Origin of the sequence: Sediminibacillus sp. JSM 1682029, from assembly GCF_041366435.1 — a bacterium.
Taxonomy (GTDB): domain Bacteria; phylum Bacillota; class Bacilli; order Bacillales; family Amphibacillaceae; genus Sediminibacillus; species Sediminibacillus terrae.
The window spans coordinates 255,605-276,783 of record NZ_JBEWYY010000002.1; the positions used below are offsets into that span (position 1 = coordinate 255,605).

Here is a 21,179-nt window from a genome sequence, read left to right on the forward strand (position 1 = left end):
GCAGGGACGAGAGCTCTGTTCGCGGTACCACCCTGATTATGGATACAACGATCCATCACCTCTAGTTGCTTGTAACGGTGCATGCCGGCGGAGATGAATCCGCACTCGGATCTAGCTTCCATGGTCCTGACCGGGAATTTTTTCAGCCTGGAAATTCCTCTCTGATCGGATGGTACACCATGTACTCGGGATCTTCAACGCATTATAGCATTCCTTTTATTGACCTTCGTCTACTTGTATCAAAGTATAAAAAAAATTCTTTGCTATGTCAATCAATCAGCCGCCCGAAAACGACGGATGTGATACAGTATCACTTTTAAGACAGTTAGAAGCGGGACAGCCAGTATCATGCCGATGATGCCTCCCACCTCTCCTCCAGCAAGCAAAGCGAATATAATCAATATCGGATGGATATCGATGCTTTTGCCGACAATGAAAGGGGATAGCAAGTTCCCTTCGATGATCTGAACGATAAACACGGAAATCACTACGTAAACCACCATTTTATAAGAGATGGTGAAAGCGATCACTACTGCCGGAACAGCACCCAGAATCGGTCCGAAGTAAGGAATGATATTTGTCACTCCCATGATCACTGCCAAGAGAAGCGGATATCGCATGCCGATCAACCACAACAATCCATAAGTGGTCAAACTAACAAACAGGCAGACAAGCAGCTGTCCCCTGACGTAACTTCCAAGACTCTTGTCTATTTCGATACAGAGTTTCCTTCCATCATCGCGGTATTTCTCAGGGGTCAGCCTGCTGACCACCTTCCTGATCAATTCAAAATCTTTCAGCATATAAAATACTAGGACAGGAATCACAGCTGCCAGTATGACGATGTCCATTAACTTGGCTGCCTGTTCGACTACACTGGTAAGCAAGCGGCCGATAAACTCTTCGACCCGGTAAAAAAGAAGATCCATCCGATCATGTACGGATTCCGGTAAGTATGCCGTCCGTTCATACAGTCCATAGATGGCACTGCGGTATTGTTCCATAAACGTCGGCAAATTGGCGTTCAAATCCCGTAGTTGATGGAGCAAGACAGGAAAAGCTTTGTATAGAAGATAACCTGAAAGTCCAAAAAACACGAGATAAATACCGATGATGGCAAACCAACGCGGGAAATTATATTGATGAAGCTTTTCAATAATCGGATGCAGCAAATAAGCAATTAAAGCAGAAATAATGAAAGGAGTCAATATATGGAGAAGTACAGTCAAAACCGACTGATACAGTGGCAGCAGTTTCCATAATAGATACATAAACAAAAATGCCAATATTCCCGCTGAAATCCAATATAAAAAGCGAATTGATTTATTAGGATGGAACAAGCAATATTCCTCCTTCCCGGTAAAAAGACCTAACGATCAAGGTTAATCAAAACGATCTACGTCTAGTTTTCCCGGGAGAGAAGATTTTATCAATCACTGGTCGCTGCCTGGATATTCTACCAACTTGCTTTTCTTTCATCCTCGCTAAAAAGGTCATTCAACGAACTCAAAGAACCGTCCTGTTCCACCTGATGAAGATCAAGTACTTCTCCTAACAGAGACAGCTCTATGAAACAATCCCAGCAATAAAATTGCTGGTTTCCTATTTTCCCAATGTTTTTACCTTTACAGTTAGGGCAATGCATCCAGGACCCTCCTCGCCAATCATAAGTTGTCCTAAAGCATGCCCGGTTTATGCTGTTTTATACATGAAATTTATAGAAAATCGTAAGGCGAAACTTCTTCTTCCACATCCTCTTCCGGTTTGGGTACATTCTCTATTAGCTCACGAAGCTGTTCTTCCAATGAAGTAAACCGCCGATTCGTGTCCTGTTCATTCACTCCGTGAATAAATGCCTGCTTATTGCCGCACAAAATCAACGATTTCTTGCATCTCGTGACGGCGGTATACAGCAAATTCTTGCGTAACATTCTTCGGTAACCTTGTATGACCGGAATGATGACAATCGGAAATTCGCTTCCCTGGGATTTGTGTATGGAAGTACAGTAAGCGTGCATTATATTTGCCAGGTCTTTTCGTTCATAAACTACCTCTTTTTCTTCAAAGGCCACGACCACTTCTTCAGACTGACCGCTTCCTTCGTCTTCCTCGAAAATCGCCGATATTTCTCCGATATCCCCGTTAAAGACACCATCTTCCGGCTGATTTACCAGTTGGATCACTTTGTCGCCGGTCCGGAATGTGACATCTTTTGTCCGGATTTCTCTACGTTGATTTGTTTTTGGGTTGATCAGTTTCTGTATCTCTTCATTAATGCGATGAATCCCCGCCTTGGAGCGATACATGGGTGCGAGCACTTGCAAATCTCTCAAGTCGACCCCTTTGTCATGAGCTCTTTTGACAATCTGAATGATCACATCCACCACTTGATATTCCGGACATTCGATAAAGTTAAAATCGGAATCTTGCCGGAGCGAGTCTGCACTGCATTGATTGTTTTTTATTTCATGAGCAAGCTGGATGATCTTCGAACCTTCTTTTTGCCGATATACTTCACTCAGTTGTACGAAAGGGACAAGACCGCTTTTCAATAAATCGGCCAATACCTGTCCAGGCCCCACCGATGGCAATTGGTCTTCGTCCCCCACAATCAGCACTTGCATATCATTTGGAATTGCTTTGAACAATTGATGTGCCAGCCAGATATCCACCATGGAAAACTCATCGATGACCAGCAGTTTTCCTTCCAAACGATTGTCTTCATTTCTTTCAAATGTCTCGTGACCATTCCATCCTAGCAGTCGATGAATCGTCATTGCAGGAAGACCTGTAGATTCTTTCATCCGCTTTGCCGCCCTTCCGGTTGGAGCCGTCAATATAAACGGATAGGCTGCATCATTGTCATAATCATCCGGATCAAGTGATAGGCCGTGGATTTCTGCATAGGCGTTGATTATTCCTTTAATAACCGTTGTCTTTCCAGTCCCCGGACCACCTGTCAACACCATCAATTTCGAACCGATTGCTTTTTCGATCGCCTGGTATTGTTCCTTTCCATAACTGAGAGACTCTTCTTCCTCGATGCTTCCGACAATTTTTAGCAGCTCTGCATCTGCCGGCAGTTCGGTGATTGATTGACCAATGATGCGGTCGATGTTGGTACAAAAACCGCTTTCTGAATAATACAATGATGGCAAGTAAACCCTGGAATCAACCACGATTATCTTTTTCTGCTTATTCAAGTCTGCAATTTGAGAAGTGATTGCTTCCGGTTCAATCTGATATTGCTCTCCTTGCAACAATTCATCGGCAACTTCAAGATGTTTTTCCAATGGCAGATATACGTGCCCTTCCTGGATACTTTGCTGTAACGTATATATGCAGGCTGCTTGAATACGACTAGGATGGTCCATCGGAATGTGATTTTGATGTGCCACTTCGTCAGCTCGCTGAAATCCGAATCCTTCTATGTCAAAAACATATTGGTACGGATCTCTCTCAAGTATCGAAATCGCTTCATCTTTGTAGGCTTGATAGATTTTTTGTGCCATTTTCAGGCCGAAACCATAGTTGGATAAATGGACGACAATGTGTTCGAATCCCTGGTGTTCAGCCAATTCCTTTGAAAGCTGTTCCGCTTTTTCCTTTGCAAGACCTGGTATCGAATCCAGGACACCTGGATCTTTCAGTATCTTGCTGACGGCAGTTTCTCCCAATTCCTCGACAATCCGCTGAGCTGTTTTCTTACCGATTCCATAAAACAAATCACTGGATAAGTAAGCAACCAATCCATCTTCCGTTTCCGGGATAAATCGTTTGAATTGATTCACTTCATATTGCAGACCGAACTTTTTGTGATGTTCAAAAGTGCCTTGGAAAACATAAGTTTCTCCTTCATTCAGACGGGAGAAATATCCTTTCACAACCAAATCTTTTTCTTTGAAAGATTCATTGGTATCTAGAACCTTGATTCTGGCAATGGAAAAGTGCTCCTCCTCATTGATAAAAATATGATGGATAAGCTCTCCTTTCACATAGCTATTCTGTTGTAGCTGTCCGCTATTATCTTCCATTGCCATCTTGATTGCTCCTTTTTACTGTTCCTGATTATCCTGGCTCAGCATTTCATCAATGCTTTTTTTTCCGTTTGCAGCAAGCAAATGATCAGGCTGGTAATGCAGTGCTTTGTCAAAAAACTCGTAAGCCCGATCAGCATCCTCTTCATATAAATAACTTACCCCGATATTATAGAGTGCATCGCTGTGTTCCTCGTTAATTTCAAGGACTTTGAAAAAAGTTTTTTGGGCCAGCTGAATTTGATTGGTCTGTGCTAAAGCCAGTCCATACTGGAATAAAGCTGACTCATCTTTCGGGTTCAATTCAATGGCACGCTGAAAATAAGGAAGAGAAAGCTTTTGATGGTCCTGATGCTGCAAGGACATTGCCAGCATCATATAGACATCTCCTTCTTCAAGCCCTGAATTGACTGCCTTTTGAAAATATTGCTGTGCAGCCGGATAGTCTTCCTGTTCAAAAGCGGCATTTCCCAAACCAAAGTAAGCTGTAGCCGCATTCGGATCGAGTTCGATCGCTTTATGATAAAATTTTTCAGCTCGCTGGTAGTCATTCATATGAAGCAGCAAGTTGCCAAAATTGATGAATCCTACGGGATCTTCCGGATTTTCCTCAATGGCTTCATTGAACAATCTTGCTGCTTCCTGTAGATCCTGTTCTTGCATTTTTTCTATCCCTTTACTGATTTTATCCATCTTTTCACCTCAATTTATTTTCACCCGTCTTATACCCTGCCGTTACTATACATTCTTACAAGTTTTCATTGTTTTTCCTAAACAGTTGACTATCGGCTCTTCTGCAGCTATATAAACAAGACCCATGCGCTCTTGATTTAGGACGAAGAAAAGCATTTTTTGTCCCAGTTGATAGAAACAGTGACATTGTTTGTGTACGTCTTCCTAACCTACCTATATTCAATGAGAGGAAGTGCTGCGCTGCGAAAATACCCTGCGCTTTCCGCGGGCGGCTGGTGAGCTTCCTCGAGCTGACGCTCTGCGGGATCTCACCGAGGCCTTTCCTCCCGCGGGACAAGGAAGGCTGCGGCAGCGATGCATCGCACGAAGAAAATGGTTTTGTATTTTCGAGGAGTCTTCGGGTATTTTCTTCGCTAGGAACAGCTTTCTGTTTAAAAATGCGTGTACTAGACATTTTTTATTCATGGTCCTCTATGAACCGTATTATCAAAAGACAGAGCTAGGATAACAAGCAGAAAGTCCAAGAACAGGATAATAAATGGAACTCCAACTTTCTATTTATGAAAAGAAGCACCTATTTCCTGACAAACATTAATAAGACGGCTTGTTGGGACTCAAAGAAATAGTCTCTAGGTTTGCGATAACACCATGCTTCTTAGCGTAGGTAGCATGCGTAGACTCCAGCGGGAACAGCGCGAGCTGAAGATCCACTTGGTAAAGCGCTTTTCTTTACCAAGTTAGCTGAAGCCGTGCCCGCGGAAAGCGAAGTATGCTACCGAAGCGGTGGGTAACACCCTTTTTGAATAGGCAATGACACTTCCCATTAAAGTTACGGCGCAGTTCATTATTTTTGTGTCTCATCATAAGAAATATTTTAAAACCAAATCATTTGGCGAGCAGCAAAAGCACAGCTTAATCTCTTACCTCTAGTCTAATGAAAATTGATTGTCCCGCCAACCCCTTGATCGAACTTTGAAAAACCCCTTGTCTCTTTGGACAAGGGGTTTAGATAAAACGGTCAGCCAACATAGTCGAGATACTTCTCATCTTTAAGGACTTCATCAATAGTCCCTCCGCCTAAACAAACGTCACCGTCATAAAACACGACAGCCTGACCCGGCGTGATTGCACGCTGTGCATCATGAAATTCCACACGCACCTTATCATCGCCGAGAGGTCTTACCGTCACTTTGCTATCCTGTTGACGATAACGGAATTTCGCAGTGCATTCCATCGGTTCAATCAATTTTTCTTCGTTTATCCAATTAAGGTCTGTAGCTATCAAACCGTCAGAGTACAACCTGTGATTATGAAATCCTTGTTCCACGTAAAGAATATTTTCTTCAAGGTTTTTCCCGACGACAAACCACGGATCGCCGGAACCGCCTATGCCCAGACCTTGTCTTTGACCGATTGTGTAATACATAAGCCCTTCATGTCTGCCTTTTTCCACTCCGTTCAAGGTCTTCATTTTACCCGGCTGTGCAGGCAGGTATTCACTCAAAAACTCCTTGAAATTTCTTTCGCCGATAAAACAAATTCCAGTGCTGTCCTTTTTATTAGCAGTGGCCAAATCATGTTCGCCCGCAATTCTGCGCACTTCCTTTTTCGGTAAATGCCCCAAGGGGAACATGACTTTGGATAAGACAGATTGAGAAAGCTGATTCAAGAAATAAGTTTGATCTTTGTTATCGTCCACACCACGGAGCATTTGGTATTCTCCATCCACTTCGCGGACTTGGGCATAATGCCCCGTCGCAAGATAATCTGCTCCTAACGACAAAGCATGATCAAGAAACGCCTTGAATTTTATCTCTTTGTTACACATAACATCTGGATTCGGCGTCCGTCCAGCTTTGTATTCATCCAAAAAATAGGTAAACACTTTATCCCAATATTGTTTTTCGAAATTCACCGCATAGTAGGGTATTTCCAATTGGTTGCACACTCTCACGACATCATCGAAATCTTCTGTAGCCGTGCATACGCCGTTTTCATCAGTGTCATCCCAATTCTTCATAAAAATGCCGACAACGTCATAACCTTGCTCTTTTAGAAGCAAAGCTGCCACGGAAGAATCGACACCTCCGCTCATCCCGACGACCACCCGTGTATCTTTCTTATCTTTCATGCTGTTCACCCGCCTTGTTCATTAGTTACTTTTACTTTATTAATAAATCATTCCGCCAGACGATTGACAATCGAAGCGACCCGTCCAGCTGCTTCTTCTACATTATCTTTGGTATTGGCAAGACCGAAACTGAATCGTATCGAGTTGATCGTACGGTCATCTCCTTTGCCGAACATTGCCGACAATACATGAGAAGGCTCGATAGAACCAGCTGTACAGGCGCTCCCGCTGGAAGCCGCAACACCTGATAAGTCGAAGTTCGTGAGGAGAGCCTCCACGTTCGTCCCAGGAAAGCTGATGTTGACAATAGCGGGAACTGTTTCCGTTTCTATCCCGTTTACAACAAACTGAACATTTTCCTGTCTTAATTTTTGAAGAAATGTCTGTTTGAAATCGGCGTATTTTTGTTGTCGCTCAGAGCGGTTCTCCACAGCCAACTCAACCGCCCGCTGAAACCCTTTTATGCCGGATACATTTTCCGTTCCCGGTCTGCGTTTCCTTTCCTGCTGTCCACCGTATTGCAGGGCTGAAACCTGTACACCTTCCCGCATATAAAGAAATCCGCCAGCCTTGGGTCCGTTGATTTTGTGGGAAGAAGCAGTCAGCAAATCGACGTTCCAGTCATCGACATTTATATCCATCAGTCCGTATGCCTGAACCGCGTCTGTATGAAAATAGGCAGGATGTCCCTTCAAAACCTTGCCCATTTCCTTAATTGGCTGTACCATCCCTGTCTCATTATTTACTGCCATGATCGACACTAAAACCGTATCATCTCTCAATGCGGACTCCAGTTCTTCCACCGATACCTTTCCTTCTGAACCGACAGGAAGATAAGTGATTTCAAAACCTTGTTTTTCCAAGTATTCGGCAGCATGCAGTGTGGCATGGTGTTCGATTTGTGTGGTAATCACATGCATGCCCCGATCCCGGTTAGCCATGGCTGTTCCGACAACAGCAAGATTATCTGCTTCTGTCCCACCGCTCGTAAACACGATTTCTTTTTCATTCGCATGGATACTTCCGGCTATGATCCGCCGAGCTTCATCGATTATCTGTCTCGCCTTTCGACCAAAATGATGTACGCTGGAAGGATTTCCGAACACTTCTTGCAAAACCGGGAGCATGGCTTTCGTCACTTCTGGATGCACCGGTGTCGTTGCTGCATGATCTAAATAAATTGGTTCCATTTTTTATCCTCCCTTCCCTCGAATCAAATATAAAACATATAGGCTTCCTGGCTGTCATCATCACCATGCTTTCGCAAATCGTCAAGGGTTGTGGTATCCAGAACATTTTTCACTGCATCCCTGACCCGCAACCAAAGGGCTTGTTTAGCTGGTTCTTCGTCTTCAATTCCTTCTACAGGAGTGATGGGTCCTTCTAACACACGAATGATGTCACCTGCGGTAATTTCGCTGGGCTGTTTAGCCAAAATATATCCTCCATAGGCTCCCCGTACACTCTTTACCAAACAGGCATTGCGCAACGGGGCCGCCAATTGTTCTAAGTAATGTTCAGACAGTTCGTTTTCCTTGGCGATTGTCTTCAATGATACCGGACCGTTGCCGTAATTTTTAGCTAACTCTATCATGATAGTCAAGCCATATCGGCCCTTGGTCGAGATTTTCATTCCCCTCACCTCTTCATGCATCTTTCTATCAGCAGAACCCTTTTATAGGCTTTAGTTTTGCTTGACTCCGCTATTTGATACATCAAGCTTGTGATATCTTCGCCTTAGTTACCGCTGATTTGTCTGTTTTCTGTTGTGAAACACCTTCATGACAAAAATGTCTCGAAGTATATTTAACCATTTATATAGAAAATTCTTTTGTACCTCACTCTTTTATACGTTGCATCATCTTATCTATAGCCAAAAGCTATTATAGCATGAATAGCAAGTTTCTTGCATTTTATCAAGGTTATCATTACGCTTGAAAATAGTTATTTTATAGACATTCTCATGTTACGTCAAGCTATATACTCACAGAGCGACAATTGGACACTTCATCAAACAGGGGGAATAATAATGAGAAGCAAAGAACCATTGGCTTATCGGATGCGTCCAAAAACGATCGATGAAGTCGTCGGTCAGGAAAATGTGATTGGAAAACAGACAAAACTTTATCAAATGCTGATGAACGGGTATGTACCATCCATGCTTCTATATGGAGATCCAGGTATCGGCAAGACGGCGATTGCCCATGCTATCGCAGGTACAGTAAACATGCCGTTCACTACCTTGAATGCAACTACCGCCGGAAAAAAAGATGTAGAAATCGTCATCGAAAAAGCAAAGATGGAAGGAAGCACCATCCTTTTTCTTGATGAGATTCATCGCTTTAACAAAGCACAGCAAGATTATTTGCTCCCGCATGTTGAAAAAGGATTGATCGTTTTGATCGGGGCCACGACAGAGAATCCTTACCACGATGTTAATCCCGCTATCAGGAGCAGATGTGGACAGATCAAGCAGCTGACAAGGCTGGACAGCAAAGATATTGAAAAGCTGCTTCGTAACGCTTTGGCCGATGAAGAAAGAGGCTTCGGAAAAATCTCTATCACTGTTGACGATACAGTGATTCAGCGCATTGCCGAAGGGACCAACGGGGATGCAAGGAAAGCATTGAATGTACTGGAAGCGGTGGTCTATGCATCCGGTAATCAAGAAGAAGGAATCGTCCTGGAAGAACAAACAGTGGAGGAATTTATCGACAAGGCGGGTGTGTTCGGAGATAAAAAGGGGTCCAACTTTTATAATTTGTTGTCGAGTCTGCAAAAAAGTATCCGCGGCAGTGATGTAAATGCAGGTTTGTATTATTTGGCTCACCTGTTGGAAAGCGGAGATTTGACTGCAGTCAATCGCCGCCTGCTTGTGATAGCTTATGAAGACATTGGACTTGCTAACAAAGATGTCGGCGGTCGTGTACTGGCAGCTGTGGAGGCAAGTGAACGTCTTGGCATGCCGGAAGCCCGGATTCCTTTATCGGTCGCTGTGGTGGACATGTGTTTATCTACAAAATCCAATTCCGCCTACAAAGCGCTTGATATGGCAATAAATGATATACGGAAAGGTAAAGTGGGGGATATCCCTCTTCATTTGCGCGATACCCATTATAAAGGTGCAAAGGATTTGGGCCATGAAGGATACTTATACCCACACAATTATCCTGTTGGTTCATTTGGCGGTTGGGTCAATCAAGATTACCTTCCCGAAAAATTGAGAGACAGACAGTATTATCATCCCGTCGAAGCTGGAGAGGAACGACGAATGGCTGAAATCTACAGGAAATTGAAAGATTTCAAAAAACAAAAATAGACTTCTTTCAAGGTTTCCGAGGGAAAGCGCCAGGAAGAAAAGCGATTTGATTTTCCCTTTATCGAAATTAGTGCTGACGGTTGTAAGCTTCCTTCCAACAAGTGGGCAAACAATCACCTGCTTTGGCAACGGCAGATCTACATGAAAGTCCGTTCTTGCATAAAAATATCAGAGTATTGCATTCCTGTGTATAAATCCAATAGAAAAGGCAAAGATAGATATAAAATTTACAAACTATTTCTATGAACATAGCGAAGGAGTGAATACTTTGGTTAAAGTTAGACAAGATGCCTGGTCACATGAAGATGACTTGCTATTGGCCGAAACAGTATTGAGACATATCAGGGAAGGCAGCACCCAATTGAATGCTTTTGAAGAAGTCGGTGATAAATTAAATAGAACCTCGGCTGCTTGCGGTTTCCGTTGGAATGCAGAGGTAAGAAAAAAATACGAGCAAGCTGTCGATATTGCCAAGCGTCAACGAAAAGAGAAGAAACGCGCTCTTGCCAAACAACAAAAAAACGCCCAAAGACCGGCAACGGCCTTTTTATCTGGTCCGGTTGAAGAAACGGAGGAAACGGTAAACGAGTCATTTCATTTGCCTGTTCACCTTGCTGAAGAAGAAAAAGAGGCTTCTATCAATTTGGACATGGTTATTGACTATTTAACTTCCTTAAAACAGGGTTATCATGATTCCAGGCAGTCGCAGTTGGATGCTCAAACCTTAACAGAAGAAAATGAATCTCTCAAAGAAAAAAACCACCAGCTCGAGAAACAACTGGGGGCCACGAAGGAACAGTTGCAAGCAATCCAGGAAGATTATCAAGTGTTGATTCAAATCATGGACCGTGCCCGTAAAATGGTCGTCTTTGATGATCAGGACAGCCTGTCGGCATCTGCTTTCAAGATGGACAAGAATGGAAATTTAGAACATATGGCTAGATAACCAGTTAATAAGATAATAAGAAATTACAAAACACAAAGAAAACCTTAAGGACATATCCTTAAGGTTTTTCATTATGTAGCATCAATCCCGATTGTGCCGTCCCCTGGATAGTTTTGAACCCGCTCTCGGCAGGTGGGTGCCCTGTTCTATGTTTTATGCTTCCTCTCATCAGTTATTCCAATGAGGCTTGCACGCTGCACAGAAACCACAGGCTCCCGTTCAACTAAATGTTCGGTCAAAACGTATTGGATGAGACGAACACATCAGGATTGATAGCTGGACTCCTAAAGGAGTGCCGCTTAAGTTATATTCAAATGATAGCACAGAAATATACAGCTTTCAAGAAGCTTACTCATGACGTTTCCATAACAATTGTTACATGCTTGAAATGTCAGGATTTCCGGCTTGATTCTTTCAATTTCAAATTCAATTCATCCAACTGCGCTTGGCTTACACTTCCCGGCGCTTCAGTAAGCAAGTCAGACGCCGAAGCCGTTTTAGGAAACAAGATTGTATCCCGCAAATTCGTTCTGCCGGCAAGCAACATGATAAAACGGTCGAAGCCAAGGGCGATTCCTCCATGTGGAGGTGCTCCATGCTCCAATGCATCCAGCAGAAATCCGAACTGCTCCTCTGCCTCTTCCTGGGAAAACCCTAAAACCTCGAACATCCTGTTTTGCATCTCCCGTTGGTAAATACGCAATGATCCGCCACCCAATTCATAGCCATTAAGAACAAGGTCATAGGCTTCCGCTTTCACTTCCTCCGGGTGGGTATCCAACTTGTCGAGATCTTGTTGAACAGGCATGGTGAAAGGATGATGAGCAGCAAAATAACGGCCTTGTTCTTCGTCATATTCTAGCAACGGCCAATCCGTCACCCAAAGGAAATGGAATGATGATTCATCAATCAACTTCCGTTCTTTCCCCAGTTTCAAGCGAAGTGCTCCCAGGCTTTCGTGCACTACCGACACTTTATCTGCCACAAACAACAACAAATCTCCATCTTCAGCTTTAAGTACTTGCTTTAAATCTTCCGCTTCCTGCTCCGACAAAAATTTAGCGATAGGGCCTTTTAATTCGGATCCTTCTGTTTTCAACCAGGCAAGACCTTTAGCCCCGTATATCTTGACGAACTCTGTCAACTGGTCGATGTCTTTCCTGGAATAATCCGCTGCGGCACTTTTGACATTGAGTGCACTGACTTTCCCGCCATTCTCGACTGCACTGCTGAAAACTTTAAAACCAGCATTTTTTACTACTTCAGAAACATTGACTAACTCCATCGAAAACCTTGTATCCGGTTTGTCGGAACCGAACCTTTCCATCGCTTCATCGTAGCTGATTCGCGGAAAAGGTGTTTCAATGTCCATATCCTTCACTTGCTTCATTACCTTTTTCATCATTCGCTCAGACATCGCCATGATTTCTTCGCTCGACAAGAAAGAAGTCTCGATATCGATTTGAGTGAATTCCGGCTGCCTGTCTGCACGTAAGTCCTCGTCACGGAAACAACGGGCGAATTGATAATATTTTTCAAATCCAGAAACCATAAGCAGTTGTTTAAACAACTGCGGAGACTGTGGAAGTGCATAAAAGTGACCTGGGTGCACCCTGCTCGGAACCAAATAATCCCGCGCCCCCTCTGGCGTGCTTTTTGTCAGCATCGGGGTTTCCATTTCTAAATAATCTTCTTCGTTCAAAAAGCTTCGAATCGCTTGCGTTGTCTGATGGCGCAACTTGAATGTTTTTTGCATCGGCTCTCTTCTTAAGTCGATATAACGGTACTTCAAGCGCAAGTCCTCAGATACCTCTGTATCCCCTTCTATTTGGAAAGGGGGTGTCTTCGACTTGTTCAATATGATGATATTTGATACGGAAATTTCAATTTCACCTGTAGCCATTTTTTCGTTGACAGTAGCACTGTCTCTTTCGACCACCGTTCCTTCGATTTCTACCACATATTCACTTCTAACCCGTTCGGCAATCGCAAGTGCTTCATGAGAAATGTCAGGATTGAAAACCACTTGGACGATTCCGGAACGGTCTCTTAAATCGATAAAAATCAATCCGCCCAAGTCTCGCCGTTTCTGAACCCACCCTTTTAACTTCACTTGTTCACCGACTGACTCTCTCGAAAGCCTACCTGCCATTTGTCTTGATTCTGCCATATTAGTTTCCTCCTTCCAACTCTTCCTTCATATAAGCAACCAACTGCTGGAGCGAAACATCTACTTGCTCCCCGGTACTCATGTTTCTCACGGTCGCTGTATCTTTTTCCAATTCTTCTTCCCCTAGTATCACTACATACTTTGCTTTCAGACGATCAGCGGCTTTGAACTGTGCTTTGAATTTTCGCTGCTGATAATCCTTGTCAACTTGGACACCCGCATTTCTTAATTCATAAGTATAGCGTACTGCTGCCTTTTCAGCTTTTTCACCAAGAGAGACAATAAAACAATCAAGTCCATCATCCACCGGTAATTCAATGCCTTCAGCATCTAGAGCCATCAAAAGTCGTTCCAGGCTCATGGCAAATCCGATTCCTGGAGTCTCAGGACCGCCTAGTTCTTCGACAAGGCCATTGTAGCGGCCTCCACCAGATAAAGTAGTGATAGCGCCAAACCCTTCGGCATTGCTCATGATTTCAAAAGCGGTATGATTGTAATAATCCAGACCTCGTACTAAGTTGGGATCCACGACATAATCGATACCCATGTTGTCAAGATGGTTCTTAACTTCCGCGAAATATTTTTCGGAATCTTCATTCAAATAAGTCAGGATAGAAGGGGCTGTTGCCATTGCTGGATGGTTGCGGTCTTTTTTACAGTCCAAAATCCGCAGTGGGTTTTGTTCAAGCCGGACCTGACAATCTGCACAAAGCTCCTCTTTATGTGGTGAAAAATGCTCTACAAGAGCATTACGATGATTGCTGCGGCTTTCCGCATCACCCAGGCTGTTGATTACGAGCTTCAAAGAACGAAGCCCTAATTGCTGATAAGCACTCATAGCCAATGAAAGAACTTCCGCATCCACGGCAGGGTCAGCACTGCCCAAAGCCTCGATGCCGAATTGGACAAACTGTCTCATTCTTCCTTGCTGTGGCCTCTCATAACGGAACATCGGCCCGAAATAAAAAAGTTTGACCGGCTGATTGGCGAGTCCGTAAAGCTTATGTTCGACGAACGCCCGTACTGCCGAAGCAGTTCCTTCCGGACGCAGGGTAAGACTTCTGCCGCCCCTGTCTTCGAAGGTGTACATCTCCTTTTGCACAATGTCTGTACTGTCACCTACTCCCCTTTGGAACAATTCGGTGTGTTCGAATACAGGAGTGCGTATTTCTTGATAGTTGAACCTTCTGCATAAGTCGGTCAATTTCTGTTCGATATATTGCCAGTCACCAGTAGTTTCGGGTAATAGGTCTTGGGTACCCCTCGGTGCCTTGATATTCATTTTCAAACCCCCTGTAATGTATGTAGTCTTGAGTATGGTTCGATGTCATGAGACATCTCGCAACACATGTTTCAGCAAATAAAAAATAAACTCTCGTCCCTTTAAGAAAAGGGACGAGAGTTCACCCGCGTTGCCACCCTGGTTGAAGCTGTATGCACAGCTTCCACTTTCACAGTTAACGCCTGCAAAACGTTTGTATTTACTAAATTCAATACAAAACCTCCGGGACGTCTTTCGACAGAGCATCATGTAGAAGTGCTCTCAACCTGTGGCACTCCTTCTCTGTTCACGTGTGATTCTGTCTACTTTTCCCTTCCATGGTTGTTCGATTCATATTAAGAATTGTTTATAATCATAATGTTTGCCGCTTCTGTTGTCAAGCGCGGTTCAATTTTTCTTTCAGTTTTTTTACATCACCTAGCGAGATACCGAGGTCTTCGGCAATTTCCAGTCTGTTCAACTGCCCTTCAATTTCCATAAAACGGTGAAAATCCGCTCCAAAAATGCTCGGTGCTGCTGACTGCATGTCCGATTGCTTTTGGTTGTACCGCATCGGCTGTAGGCCTCCTTATTGATTTGGATTTCCCCTAACGACTAGCCAAGCGAAACGCTGAAGAAAATAACGCTGTTTCGTTCTCTACCCTAAGTATGCCCAAGTCAATTGGCGACTATGCCGACACCCGACAATCGGGATGTGCTAAAAACAAACTGGATTGCTTTACGACAGACCGATTACATTCATCTGCGGTCCGAACTATCCAAAAGCAAGGTTACAGGGCCATCGTTTGTAAGATGGACCTGCATATCTGCCCCGAAGGTGCCTGTTTCTACTTTTGTTCCGGAATCTGCTACATACTGATTGAATTTTTCATACAGTTGTTCAGCAGGACCGGGCTTCGCCGCGGCCATGAAGTTTGGACGCCGTCCCTTCCTCGTATCCGCGTACAAAGTAAACTGAGAAATAGAAAGCACACTGCCTCCAACGTCTTTCAAGGACAAATTCATCTTTTCCTGATCATCTTCAAAGATGCGGAGAGATACTATCTTATCCGCCAAATATTTGGCATCTTCTGTTGTATCCTCTTGGCCTATTCCGAGTAATACAACCAGCCCGGATTCTATTTCCCCGACCGTTCTATCCTCCACCTCAACCTTGGCTTGTTTTGCCCGTTGAATGACAGCTTTCACCTTTAACGCACTCCTTATTGCAACATTCTTGTTACCGTGTAAACATCTTTAATTTGCTTCAGCCTGTCCACTATCTTTCGAAGATGACTGATGTTATGAATCAAGATGGTAATATGGATGAGGGCCATCTTATTGCGGTCCGATTTCCCGTTGACCCCGATGATGTTCGTTTTGGTTTCATTGACAGCCTGTAATACCTCATTCAGTAATCCCCGCCGATCGAACCCGGAGATTTCTAAATCTACATGATATTGTTTTGACAATGCATCATTGTTTTCCCAATCCACCTCTAAAATCCGGTCTTGCGCTTCTTCTGTCTGTATATTAGGGCAGTCGGTCCGGTGAACGGAAACACCACGACCTTTCGTTATATAACCGACAATATCGTCACCCGGGACTGGATTGCAACATTTAGACAAACGGACCAGGAGATTGTCGACACCTGCGACCCGCACTCCTGAATCTCTTTTTCTACCGTGCCCTGATTTGACATCTGTTTTGGATACGCCTTCCAAAGTTTCAGCTAAATCCTGGGTTTTCAAATTTTGTTTCTTCTGTTTTTCAGTCAGGCGCGTGGCGATTTGTGCGGCAGTGATTCCCTGATAACCTACAGCTGCGTACATATCTTCCTCATTGCTGAAGTTGAATTTTTCGGCAATTTTTTCAATATTCTCGGCGGTTAAAATATCTTTTGGTTCGAAACCTGCAGCCTTCACTTCTTTTTCGACCAATTCTTTTCCTTTCACCACATTTTCGTCGCGGCGCTGTTTCTTGAAAAATTGTTTGATTTTATTTTTCGCCTGGGATGTCTGCGTGATACTTAGCCAGTCCTGGGACGGTCCATAAGAATGTTTGGAAGTCATCACCTCGACAATATCTCCAGTGTGCAGGCGGTAGTCAAGAGGTTCCATCTTGCCATTCACTTTTGCACCGATTGTTTGGTTCCCGACCTCTGTATGGATTTTATAAGCAAAATCCAAAGGTACAGAACCCGATGGAAGCTCAATCACATCTCCTTTCGGGGTGAAAACATATACCATATCGGAAAATAAATCGACTTTCAAAGACTCCATGAACTCTTCTGCATCATGTGTTTCGTTTTGCCATTCCAGTATTTCCCGGAACCAGCTCAACTTGGCTTCAGAGTCCTCTTGATTCTGATCAAGCTGTTTTCCTTCTTTATATGCCCAATGAGCGGCGATTCCGAATTCGGCAATTTCGTGCATATCCTTTGTCCGGATTTGGACTTCCAGAGGAGCCCCCTTCGGCCCGATCACGGTCGTATGCAAGGACTGATAAAGATTTGGTTTCGGCATAGCGATATAATCTTTGAAACGTCCCGGCATTGGTTTCCAACAAGTATGGATGATGCCAAGTACGGCATAACAATCTTTTATGCTGTCGACAATTATCCGGACAGCCAGTAAATCATATATTTCGTTAAACTGTTTATTCTGCATGGCCATTTTTTTATAAATACTATATAAGTGCTTCGGCCGTCCGGAAAAATCAGCTTTGATATGGACGTCATCCAGCTGCTTTTGCACTTCCTGCATGACTTCTTCAATATAGTTTTCACGTTCCTCGCGCTTTTGTTTCATTAAATGCACGATTCGATAGTACTGTTGAGGATTTAAATATCGTAACGCCGTATCTTCTAATTCCCACTTGATGGTGGAAATACCAAGACGATGCGCCAAAGGAGAAAATATTTCCAGTGTCTCATTTGAAATCCGTCTCTGCTTCTCGGGCGGCAAATGTTTCAGCGTCCGCATATTGTGGAGCCGATCCGCCAGTTTGATCAGGATGACCCGAATGTCTTTGGCCATCGCAACGAACATTTTACGGTGATTTTCTGCCTGCTGCGCTTCTTTGGACTTATACTTGATTTTTCCTAGCTTGGTTACGCCGTCCACAAGCATTGCAACCTCATCATTGAACGCTTCAGCTAACTGTTCCACCGTTACATCGGTATCTTCGACAACATCATGTAAGAACCCGCCGGCAATTGTCTCCGGATCCAGTTCCAAATGAACGAGAATGCCCGCCACTTGTACGGGGTGGATAATATAGGCTTCTCCGGATCGCCGATACTGGCCTTCATGTGCCTTTTCGGCATAGTAGTATGCTTCTCTGATAAAGGATACATCTTTTTCAGGAAGATACGTACCGGCTTGCTCCATGACATCTTCTGCTGTCAAAATTTTATCTTTCGACATGTAATCACCTTGATTTCTTTTACTATTGAACACTGGAATGGACAATGTTGTGTGAATCAAAACCTAAAACTATCAGATTGCTGAATCAAGTAAGAAAGCTTCCGCTATACAACAGGGATAGTTCAATCTGCAATAAAAGTGTAAAATAACATCATTTGCTGTTTATGCTTTCTTCTAGTATAAAAAAAGCTTAAAAAAAGTAAAGAAAAAAAGTTTTTCCATCCGTACAAACCGGATAGTAGCTAAACAGGAGTACTCCTGAGAGCACTCCTCTTTTTTGCTTATATCAATATTGCATTAAAGTAAGGACATCATAACCATCCAGCTTCTGCCGGCCATGTAAGTAAGTTAACTCGATCAAGAAGGCACAACCTGCCACAATACCCCCCAGTTCTTCTACAAGCTTGATGGTCGCTTCGATTGTTCCCCCTGTTGCCAACAAATCATCGGTAATCAGGACCCGCTGGCCGGGTTTGATGGCATCCTTATGGATTGTCAGTACATTTTTTCCATATTCAAGACCGTAATCGACTTTGATCACTTCGCGCGGCAGCTTGCCTTCTTTTCTGACAGGGGCGAAACCGACTTCCAACGCATATGAAACAGGACAGCCGACAATGAACCCTCTTGCTTCCGGTCCCACCACCAAATCGATTTCTTTCGTGCGGGAGTACTCGACAATCTCATCCACTGCAGCCTTATAGGCAGTCCCATTATCCATAAGAGTCGTGATATCTTTGAATCTTACTCCCTCTTTCGGCCAATCTTCTACGACGGTGATGTATTTTTTATAATCCATGGCTTACTTCCTCCTTAGGTGATCCGCTCTTTTCCATAAATGGATCGAACCAAGCTTTCAATTCATCATAAGATGAATAATAAAGTTTTTTCTCTATTTCCAGCCTGTTTTGCATCTTTTGATATGCAGGCGCTTCGGTCAAATCTTTTTTTGCTGGATTCGGATTGGTTTTCAGCAGACCATCCTCTATTTTAACAAATTCCAATTCAAAAAACACTTGGCTGATGAATTTTATCTTTTCCGGCTTCCAGCCTTTATGCTTCGCGAGCATATCCAATTCTGTATTCATATCGAATTGTTTTCTCTTCAACACCATGGCATAAAACCACTTGAAATCCTCACGGCTCGGGAGCACTTCCAGAAAACGTCCGTCTTTTTCATAGAAACAAGCAAAAATTTTGCCTGGTTTCAACCGGGACAACAGTTGCTCTAAATCCCCCAAACGCTCAGGCAAGTCGAGCAAAATCAAGCTTTCGATATTTTCCTGCTCCCAGCGAGACAGCTTGTCCTCGCTATAAAGCGACGGGTTGACTTCAGCTGGAATACGTTGTTTCATTGATTCCTCATGAAAACAGACAGCCAGACTTTCCTGGAAAAGTTCCAGTGGAATTTGCTTTGAGAGGTGTCTGGACCCGCGATAATCGAAAAGCTGCCAGGCATGTACTGCTAAATCTTTAACCATTAGCTGTACTTTTTGTTTTCCATTCCATTCATTAATCTCCAACTCTCCAATCACATCAATAACGGAACGAGGAGAGATTTTACTGTAGAGTTCGCCCATACCGAAAGCGATGCCGTCCAATTTTTTTTGTCCTCCCTGGAAGGAAAACTTCAGATGATTTTGCTGGCTTCCGATAAGCCTTATTTCTGCAGGCTTAGCTTGAACATGGAACAACGGTTTGGGGTTGCTCATTCCGAATGGAGCTAATTTATTGACCTCTTTTATGATCGAGACATCCAACTCTTCGATATCGACGGTCGAATCTATTGTCAATGACTGTTTGTAGTCCTCTTCCGTAAGTTTATTGGCAGCCGCATCGTTCAAGAGATTCCGGAGTGCCGGGAGATTTTCCACCGGCAACGTCATACCGGCAGCCTGTGCGTGCCCGCCAAAATGCGTAAAGGTTTCCCTGATTTCCATACAGTTGTTGAACAAATCAAAAGCATCGATACTTCTTGCCGATCCCTTGGCCTGGTTTTTGTCAGCGTTAATGGATAAGACAATTGCAGGCCGATCATATTTCCTTACGAGTTTTGATGCAACAATCCCCAAAACTCCTTCATTCCATCCCTCTTTCGCAGCCACAATGACATGTTCTCCCGTGTCACCCGCTTCTACCAATGCTTCCGCTTCTTTAGCAATGTCGGCAACTATTTTTTGCCTTTCCTGATTCAATTCCTGGATGAATCCTGCCAGTTCCTCCGCCTCGGCACCATCCTGTGTAAGCAGCAAATCCACGGCCATATCCGCATCCTGAAGCCTTCCCACCGCGTTGATTCTCGGGCCAATAAAAAAACCGATATGTTCTTCGGTAATATCGCCCTCTATATTACAAACCTTCTTCAAAGCTTTAATTCCTGGACGGTTTGATTGCGAGATTGCTTTCAAGCCGAATTTGGCCAGCACTCTGTTTTCATTGACCAGCGGCACCAAATCAGCGATGGTCCCTATCACAGCCAAATCCAACAATTGCTTGGGGAAATAGCCAAGTAACTGCTGGGCGAATTTAAAAGCTACTCCTACACCGGCAAGTTCCTGAAATGGATAATCAGTGGAACATTTGGGATGCACGATTGCCAGCGCATCAGGAAGCTGATCCTGCACTTCATGGTGGTCGGTTATAATCAGGTCCAAACCGATTTCTTTGGCGATTTCCGCCTCTTCGACTGCAGCAATCCCGGTATCCACAGTGATGATCAAGTTTACACCCTCCGTTTTCGCCTTGCGGAAGGCTTGTTCATTGGGTCCGTATCCTTCTGTAAAGCGATTGGGAATGTAAAAAGCACAGTCCGCCCCCAACTCCCGAAGTGCCTCTAGCATGACCGCAGTCGAGCTTACACCATCTGCATCATAGTCTCCAAAAACAAGAATTTTTTCTCCATCCGCTATGGCTTGATGGACTCTTTCAGCAGCTTTGCTGATGTCATTCATCAACGTCGGATCATGTAGGTCCTCAAGACTTGGATGAAGGAATTTTTCCACCTGCTCCTTTGAAACGATACCTCTTTGAAACAACAGACGCTCGGTTAAAGGAGCCAAGGAAAATTCTTCTGTAAAATCGATACCTTCATCTGAATCGTTATATGTAAACTTCCAATTTGCTTGGCTTTGTAACATAAATTCACCCCTGACCCACTTATTATACTAGAGTGAATCAGGGGGAGCAAATGGATT

16 protein-coding genes, 1 other RNA gene and 2 other annotated features (1 of these 19 cut by a window edge) are annotated in these 21,179 nt (G+C 43.8%); of the genes, 2 read left to right on the top strand and 15 right to left on the bottom strand.

The genetic code is table 11. The features are described from left to right. Positions 1–207: a binding site (T-box leader), on the bottom strand (it extends 1 nt beyond the left edge of the window). 65 nt (positions 208–272) lie between these two features. The 7 genes from ABVF09_RS05175 to cymR form a co-directional block, all read right to left on the bottom strand. After that, positions 273–1,340, bottom strand: coding sequence for an AI-2E family transporter (locus tag ABVF09_RS05175; RefSeq protein WP_026569857.1), 1,068 nt, complete (start codon positions 1,338–1,340; stop codon positions 273–275). 116 nt (positions 1,341–1,456) lie between these two features. Then, positions 1,457–1,645: a hypothetical protein gene (locus tag ABVF09_RS05180; RefSeq protein ID WP_026569856.1), complete on the bottom strand. Its 189-nt coding sequence runs from the start codon at positions 1,643–1,645 to the stop codon at positions 1,457–1,459. Positions 1,646–1,715: 70 nt separating this feature from the next. Further along, a complete protein-coding gene (recD2, locus tag ABVF09_RS05185) occupies positions 1,716–4,034 on the bottom strand; it encodes an SF1B family DNA helicase RecD2 (protein ID WP_371068788.1) in 2,319 nt (772 codons plus the stop codon). A gap of 21 nt (positions 4,035–4,055) precedes the next feature. Then, complete coding sequence (locus ABVF09_RS05190; RefSeq protein WP_026569854.1) at positions 4,056–4,730, bottom strand: tetratricopeptide repeat protein; 675 nt, start codon at positions 4,728–4,730, stop codon at positions 4,056–4,058. Positions 4,731–5,748: 1,018 nt separating this feature from the next. Further along, positions 5,749–6,861, bottom strand: coding sequence for a tRNA 2-thiouridine(34) synthase MnmA (mnmA, locus tag ABVF09_RS05195; protein ID WP_026569853.1), 1,113 nt, complete (start codon positions 6,859–6,861; stop codon positions 5,749–5,751). A gap of 47 nt (positions 6,862–6,908) precedes the next feature. Further along, a complete protein-coding gene (locus ABVF09_RS05200; RefSeq protein ID WP_026771136.1) occupies positions 6,909–8,051 on the bottom strand; it encodes a cysteine desulfurase family protein in 1,143 nt (380 codons plus the stop codon). A gap of 23 nt (positions 8,052–8,074) precedes the next feature. Further along, a complete protein-coding gene (cymR, locus tag ABVF09_RS05205; RefSeq protein ID WP_026569851.1) occupies positions 8,075–8,494 on the bottom strand; it encodes a cysteine metabolism transcriptional regulator CymR in 420 nt (139 codons plus the stop codon). Positions 8,495–8,890: 396 nt separating this feature from the next. Between cymR and ABVF09_RS05210 the strand changes: the two genes are divergently transcribed. Together ABVF09_RS05210 and ABVF09_RS05215 are read left to right on the top strand one after the other, a co-directional pair. Further along, positions 8,891–10,180 carry a replication-associated recombination protein A gene (locus tag ABVF09_RS05210; RefSeq protein WP_026771135.1) on the top strand — a complete coding sequence of 430 codons (1,290 nt, stop codon included), beginning with the start codon at positions 8,891–8,893 and terminating at the stop codon, positions 10,178–10,180. 268 nt (positions 10,181–10,448) lie between these two features. Next, entirely contained in the window at positions 10,449–11,126 is a 678-nt protein-coding gene (locus ABVF09_RS05215; RefSeq protein ID WP_026771134.1) for an RsfA family transcriptional regulator, read from the top strand. An 80-nt stretch (positions 11,127–11,206) separates the two neighbouring features. Here the strand turns inward: ABVF09_RS05215 and ssrS are convergent. From ssrS to recJ, 8 genes are all read right to left on the bottom strand, one after another. Then, positions 11,207–11,399: non-coding RNA, 6S RNA (ssrS, locus tag ABVF09_RS05220), on the bottom strand. Positions 11,400–11,517: 118 nt separating this feature from the next. Then, entirely contained in the window at positions 11,518–13,296 is a 1,779-nt protein-coding gene (gene aspS, locus ABVF09_RS05225) for an aspartate--tRNA ligase (RefSeq protein ID WP_371068724.1), read from the bottom strand. 1 nt (position 13,297) lies between these two features. Further along, complete coding sequence (gene hisS, locus ABVF09_RS05230; protein ID WP_026771132.1) at positions 13,298–14,578, bottom strand: histidine--tRNA ligase; 1,281 nt, start codon at positions 14,576–14,578, stop codon at positions 13,298–13,300. Between the two features lie 106 nt (positions 14,579–14,684). Next, positions 14,685–14,905, bottom strand: a binding site (T-box leader). Between the two features lie 49 nt (positions 14,906–14,954). Continuing rightward, positions 14,955–15,131, bottom strand: a complete 177-nt coding sequence (locus ABVF09_RS05235; RefSeq protein ID WP_161629531.1) for a 4-alpha-glucanotransferase — start codon at positions 15,129–15,131, stop codon at positions 14,955–14,957. 185 nt (positions 15,132–15,316) lie between these two features. Further along, positions 15,317–15,766, bottom strand: a complete 450-nt coding sequence (dtd, locus tag ABVF09_RS05240; protein ID WP_026569846.1) for a D-aminoacyl-tRNA deacylase — start codon at positions 15,764–15,766, stop codon at positions 15,317–15,319. A gap of 14 nt (positions 15,767–15,780) precedes the next feature. Beyond that, a complete protein-coding gene (locus ABVF09_RS05245) occupies positions 15,781–17,985 on the bottom strand; it encodes a RelA/SpoT family protein (protein WP_026569845.1) in 2,205 nt (734 codons plus the stop codon). Between the two features lie 286 nt (positions 17,986–18,271). Then, on the bottom strand, positions 18,272–18,784 hold the full coding sequence (locus ABVF09_RS05250; RefSeq protein ID WP_026569844.1) for an adenine phosphoribosyltransferase: 513 nt from the start codon (positions 18,782–18,784) through the stop codon (positions 18,272–18,274). Further along, the gene (gene recJ / locus ABVF09_RS05255; RefSeq protein WP_371068725.1) at positions 18,774–21,122 is read right to left on the bottom strand and encodes a single-stranded-DNA-specific exonuclease RecJ; all 2,349 of its coding nucleotides are present in this window, start codon (positions 21,120–21,122) and stop codon (positions 18,774–18,776) included. The genes ABVF09_RS05250 and recJ overlap by 11 nt, the downstream gene beginning before the upstream one ends. Positions 21,123–21,179 lie beyond the last annotated feature (57 nt).

Coding starts and splice junctions, on each gene's coding strand:
- ABVF09_RS05245 (WP_026569845.1), bottom strand. CDS start 17,985: ATGTCGAAAGATAAAATTTTGACAGCAGAAGATGTCATGGAGCAAGCC.
- ABVF09_RS05190 (WP_026569854.1), bottom strand. CDS start 4,730: ATGGATAAAATCAGTAAAGGGATAGAAAAAATGCAAGAACAGGATCTA.
- ABVF09_RS05210 (WP_026771135.1), top strand. CDS start 8,891: ATGAGAAGCAAAGAACCATTGGCTTATCGGATGCGTCCAAAAACGATC.
- ABVF09_RS05200 (WP_026771136.1), bottom strand. CDS start 8,051: ATGGAACCAATTTATTTAGATCATGCAGCAACGACACCGGTGCATCCA.
- recJ (WP_371068725.1), bottom strand. CDS start 21,122: ATGTTACAAAGCCAAGCAAATTGGAAGTTTACATATAACGATTCAGAT.
- hisS (WP_026771132.1), bottom strand. CDS start 14,578: ATGAATATCAAGGCACCGAGGGGTACCCAAGACCTATTACCCGAAACT.
- recD2 (WP_371068788.1), bottom strand. CDS start 4,034: ATGGAAGATAATAGCGGACAGCTACAACAGAATAGCTATGTGAAAGGA.
- ABVF09_RS05235 (WP_161629531.1), bottom strand. CDS start 15,131: ATGCGGTACAACCAAAAGCAATCGGACATGCAGTCAGCAGCACCGAGC.
- mnmA (WP_026569853.1), bottom strand. CDS start 6,861: ATGAAAGATAAGAAAGATACACGGGTGGTCGTCGGGATGAGCGGAGGT.
- aspS (WP_371068724.1), bottom strand. CDS start 13,296: ATGGCAGAATCAAGACAAATGGCAGGTAGGCTTTCGAGAGAGTCAGTC.
- ABVF09_RS05180 (WP_026569856.1), bottom strand. CDS start 1,645: ATGCATTGCCCTAACTGTAAAGGTAAAAACATTGGGAAAATAGGAAAC.
- ABVF09_RS05250 (WP_026569844.1), bottom strand. CDS start 18,784: ATGGATTATAAAAAATACATCACCGTCGTAGAAGATTGGCCGAAAGAG.
- cymR (WP_026569851.1), bottom strand. CDS start 8,494: ATGAAAATCTCGACCAAGGGCCGATATGGCTTGACTATCATGATAGAG.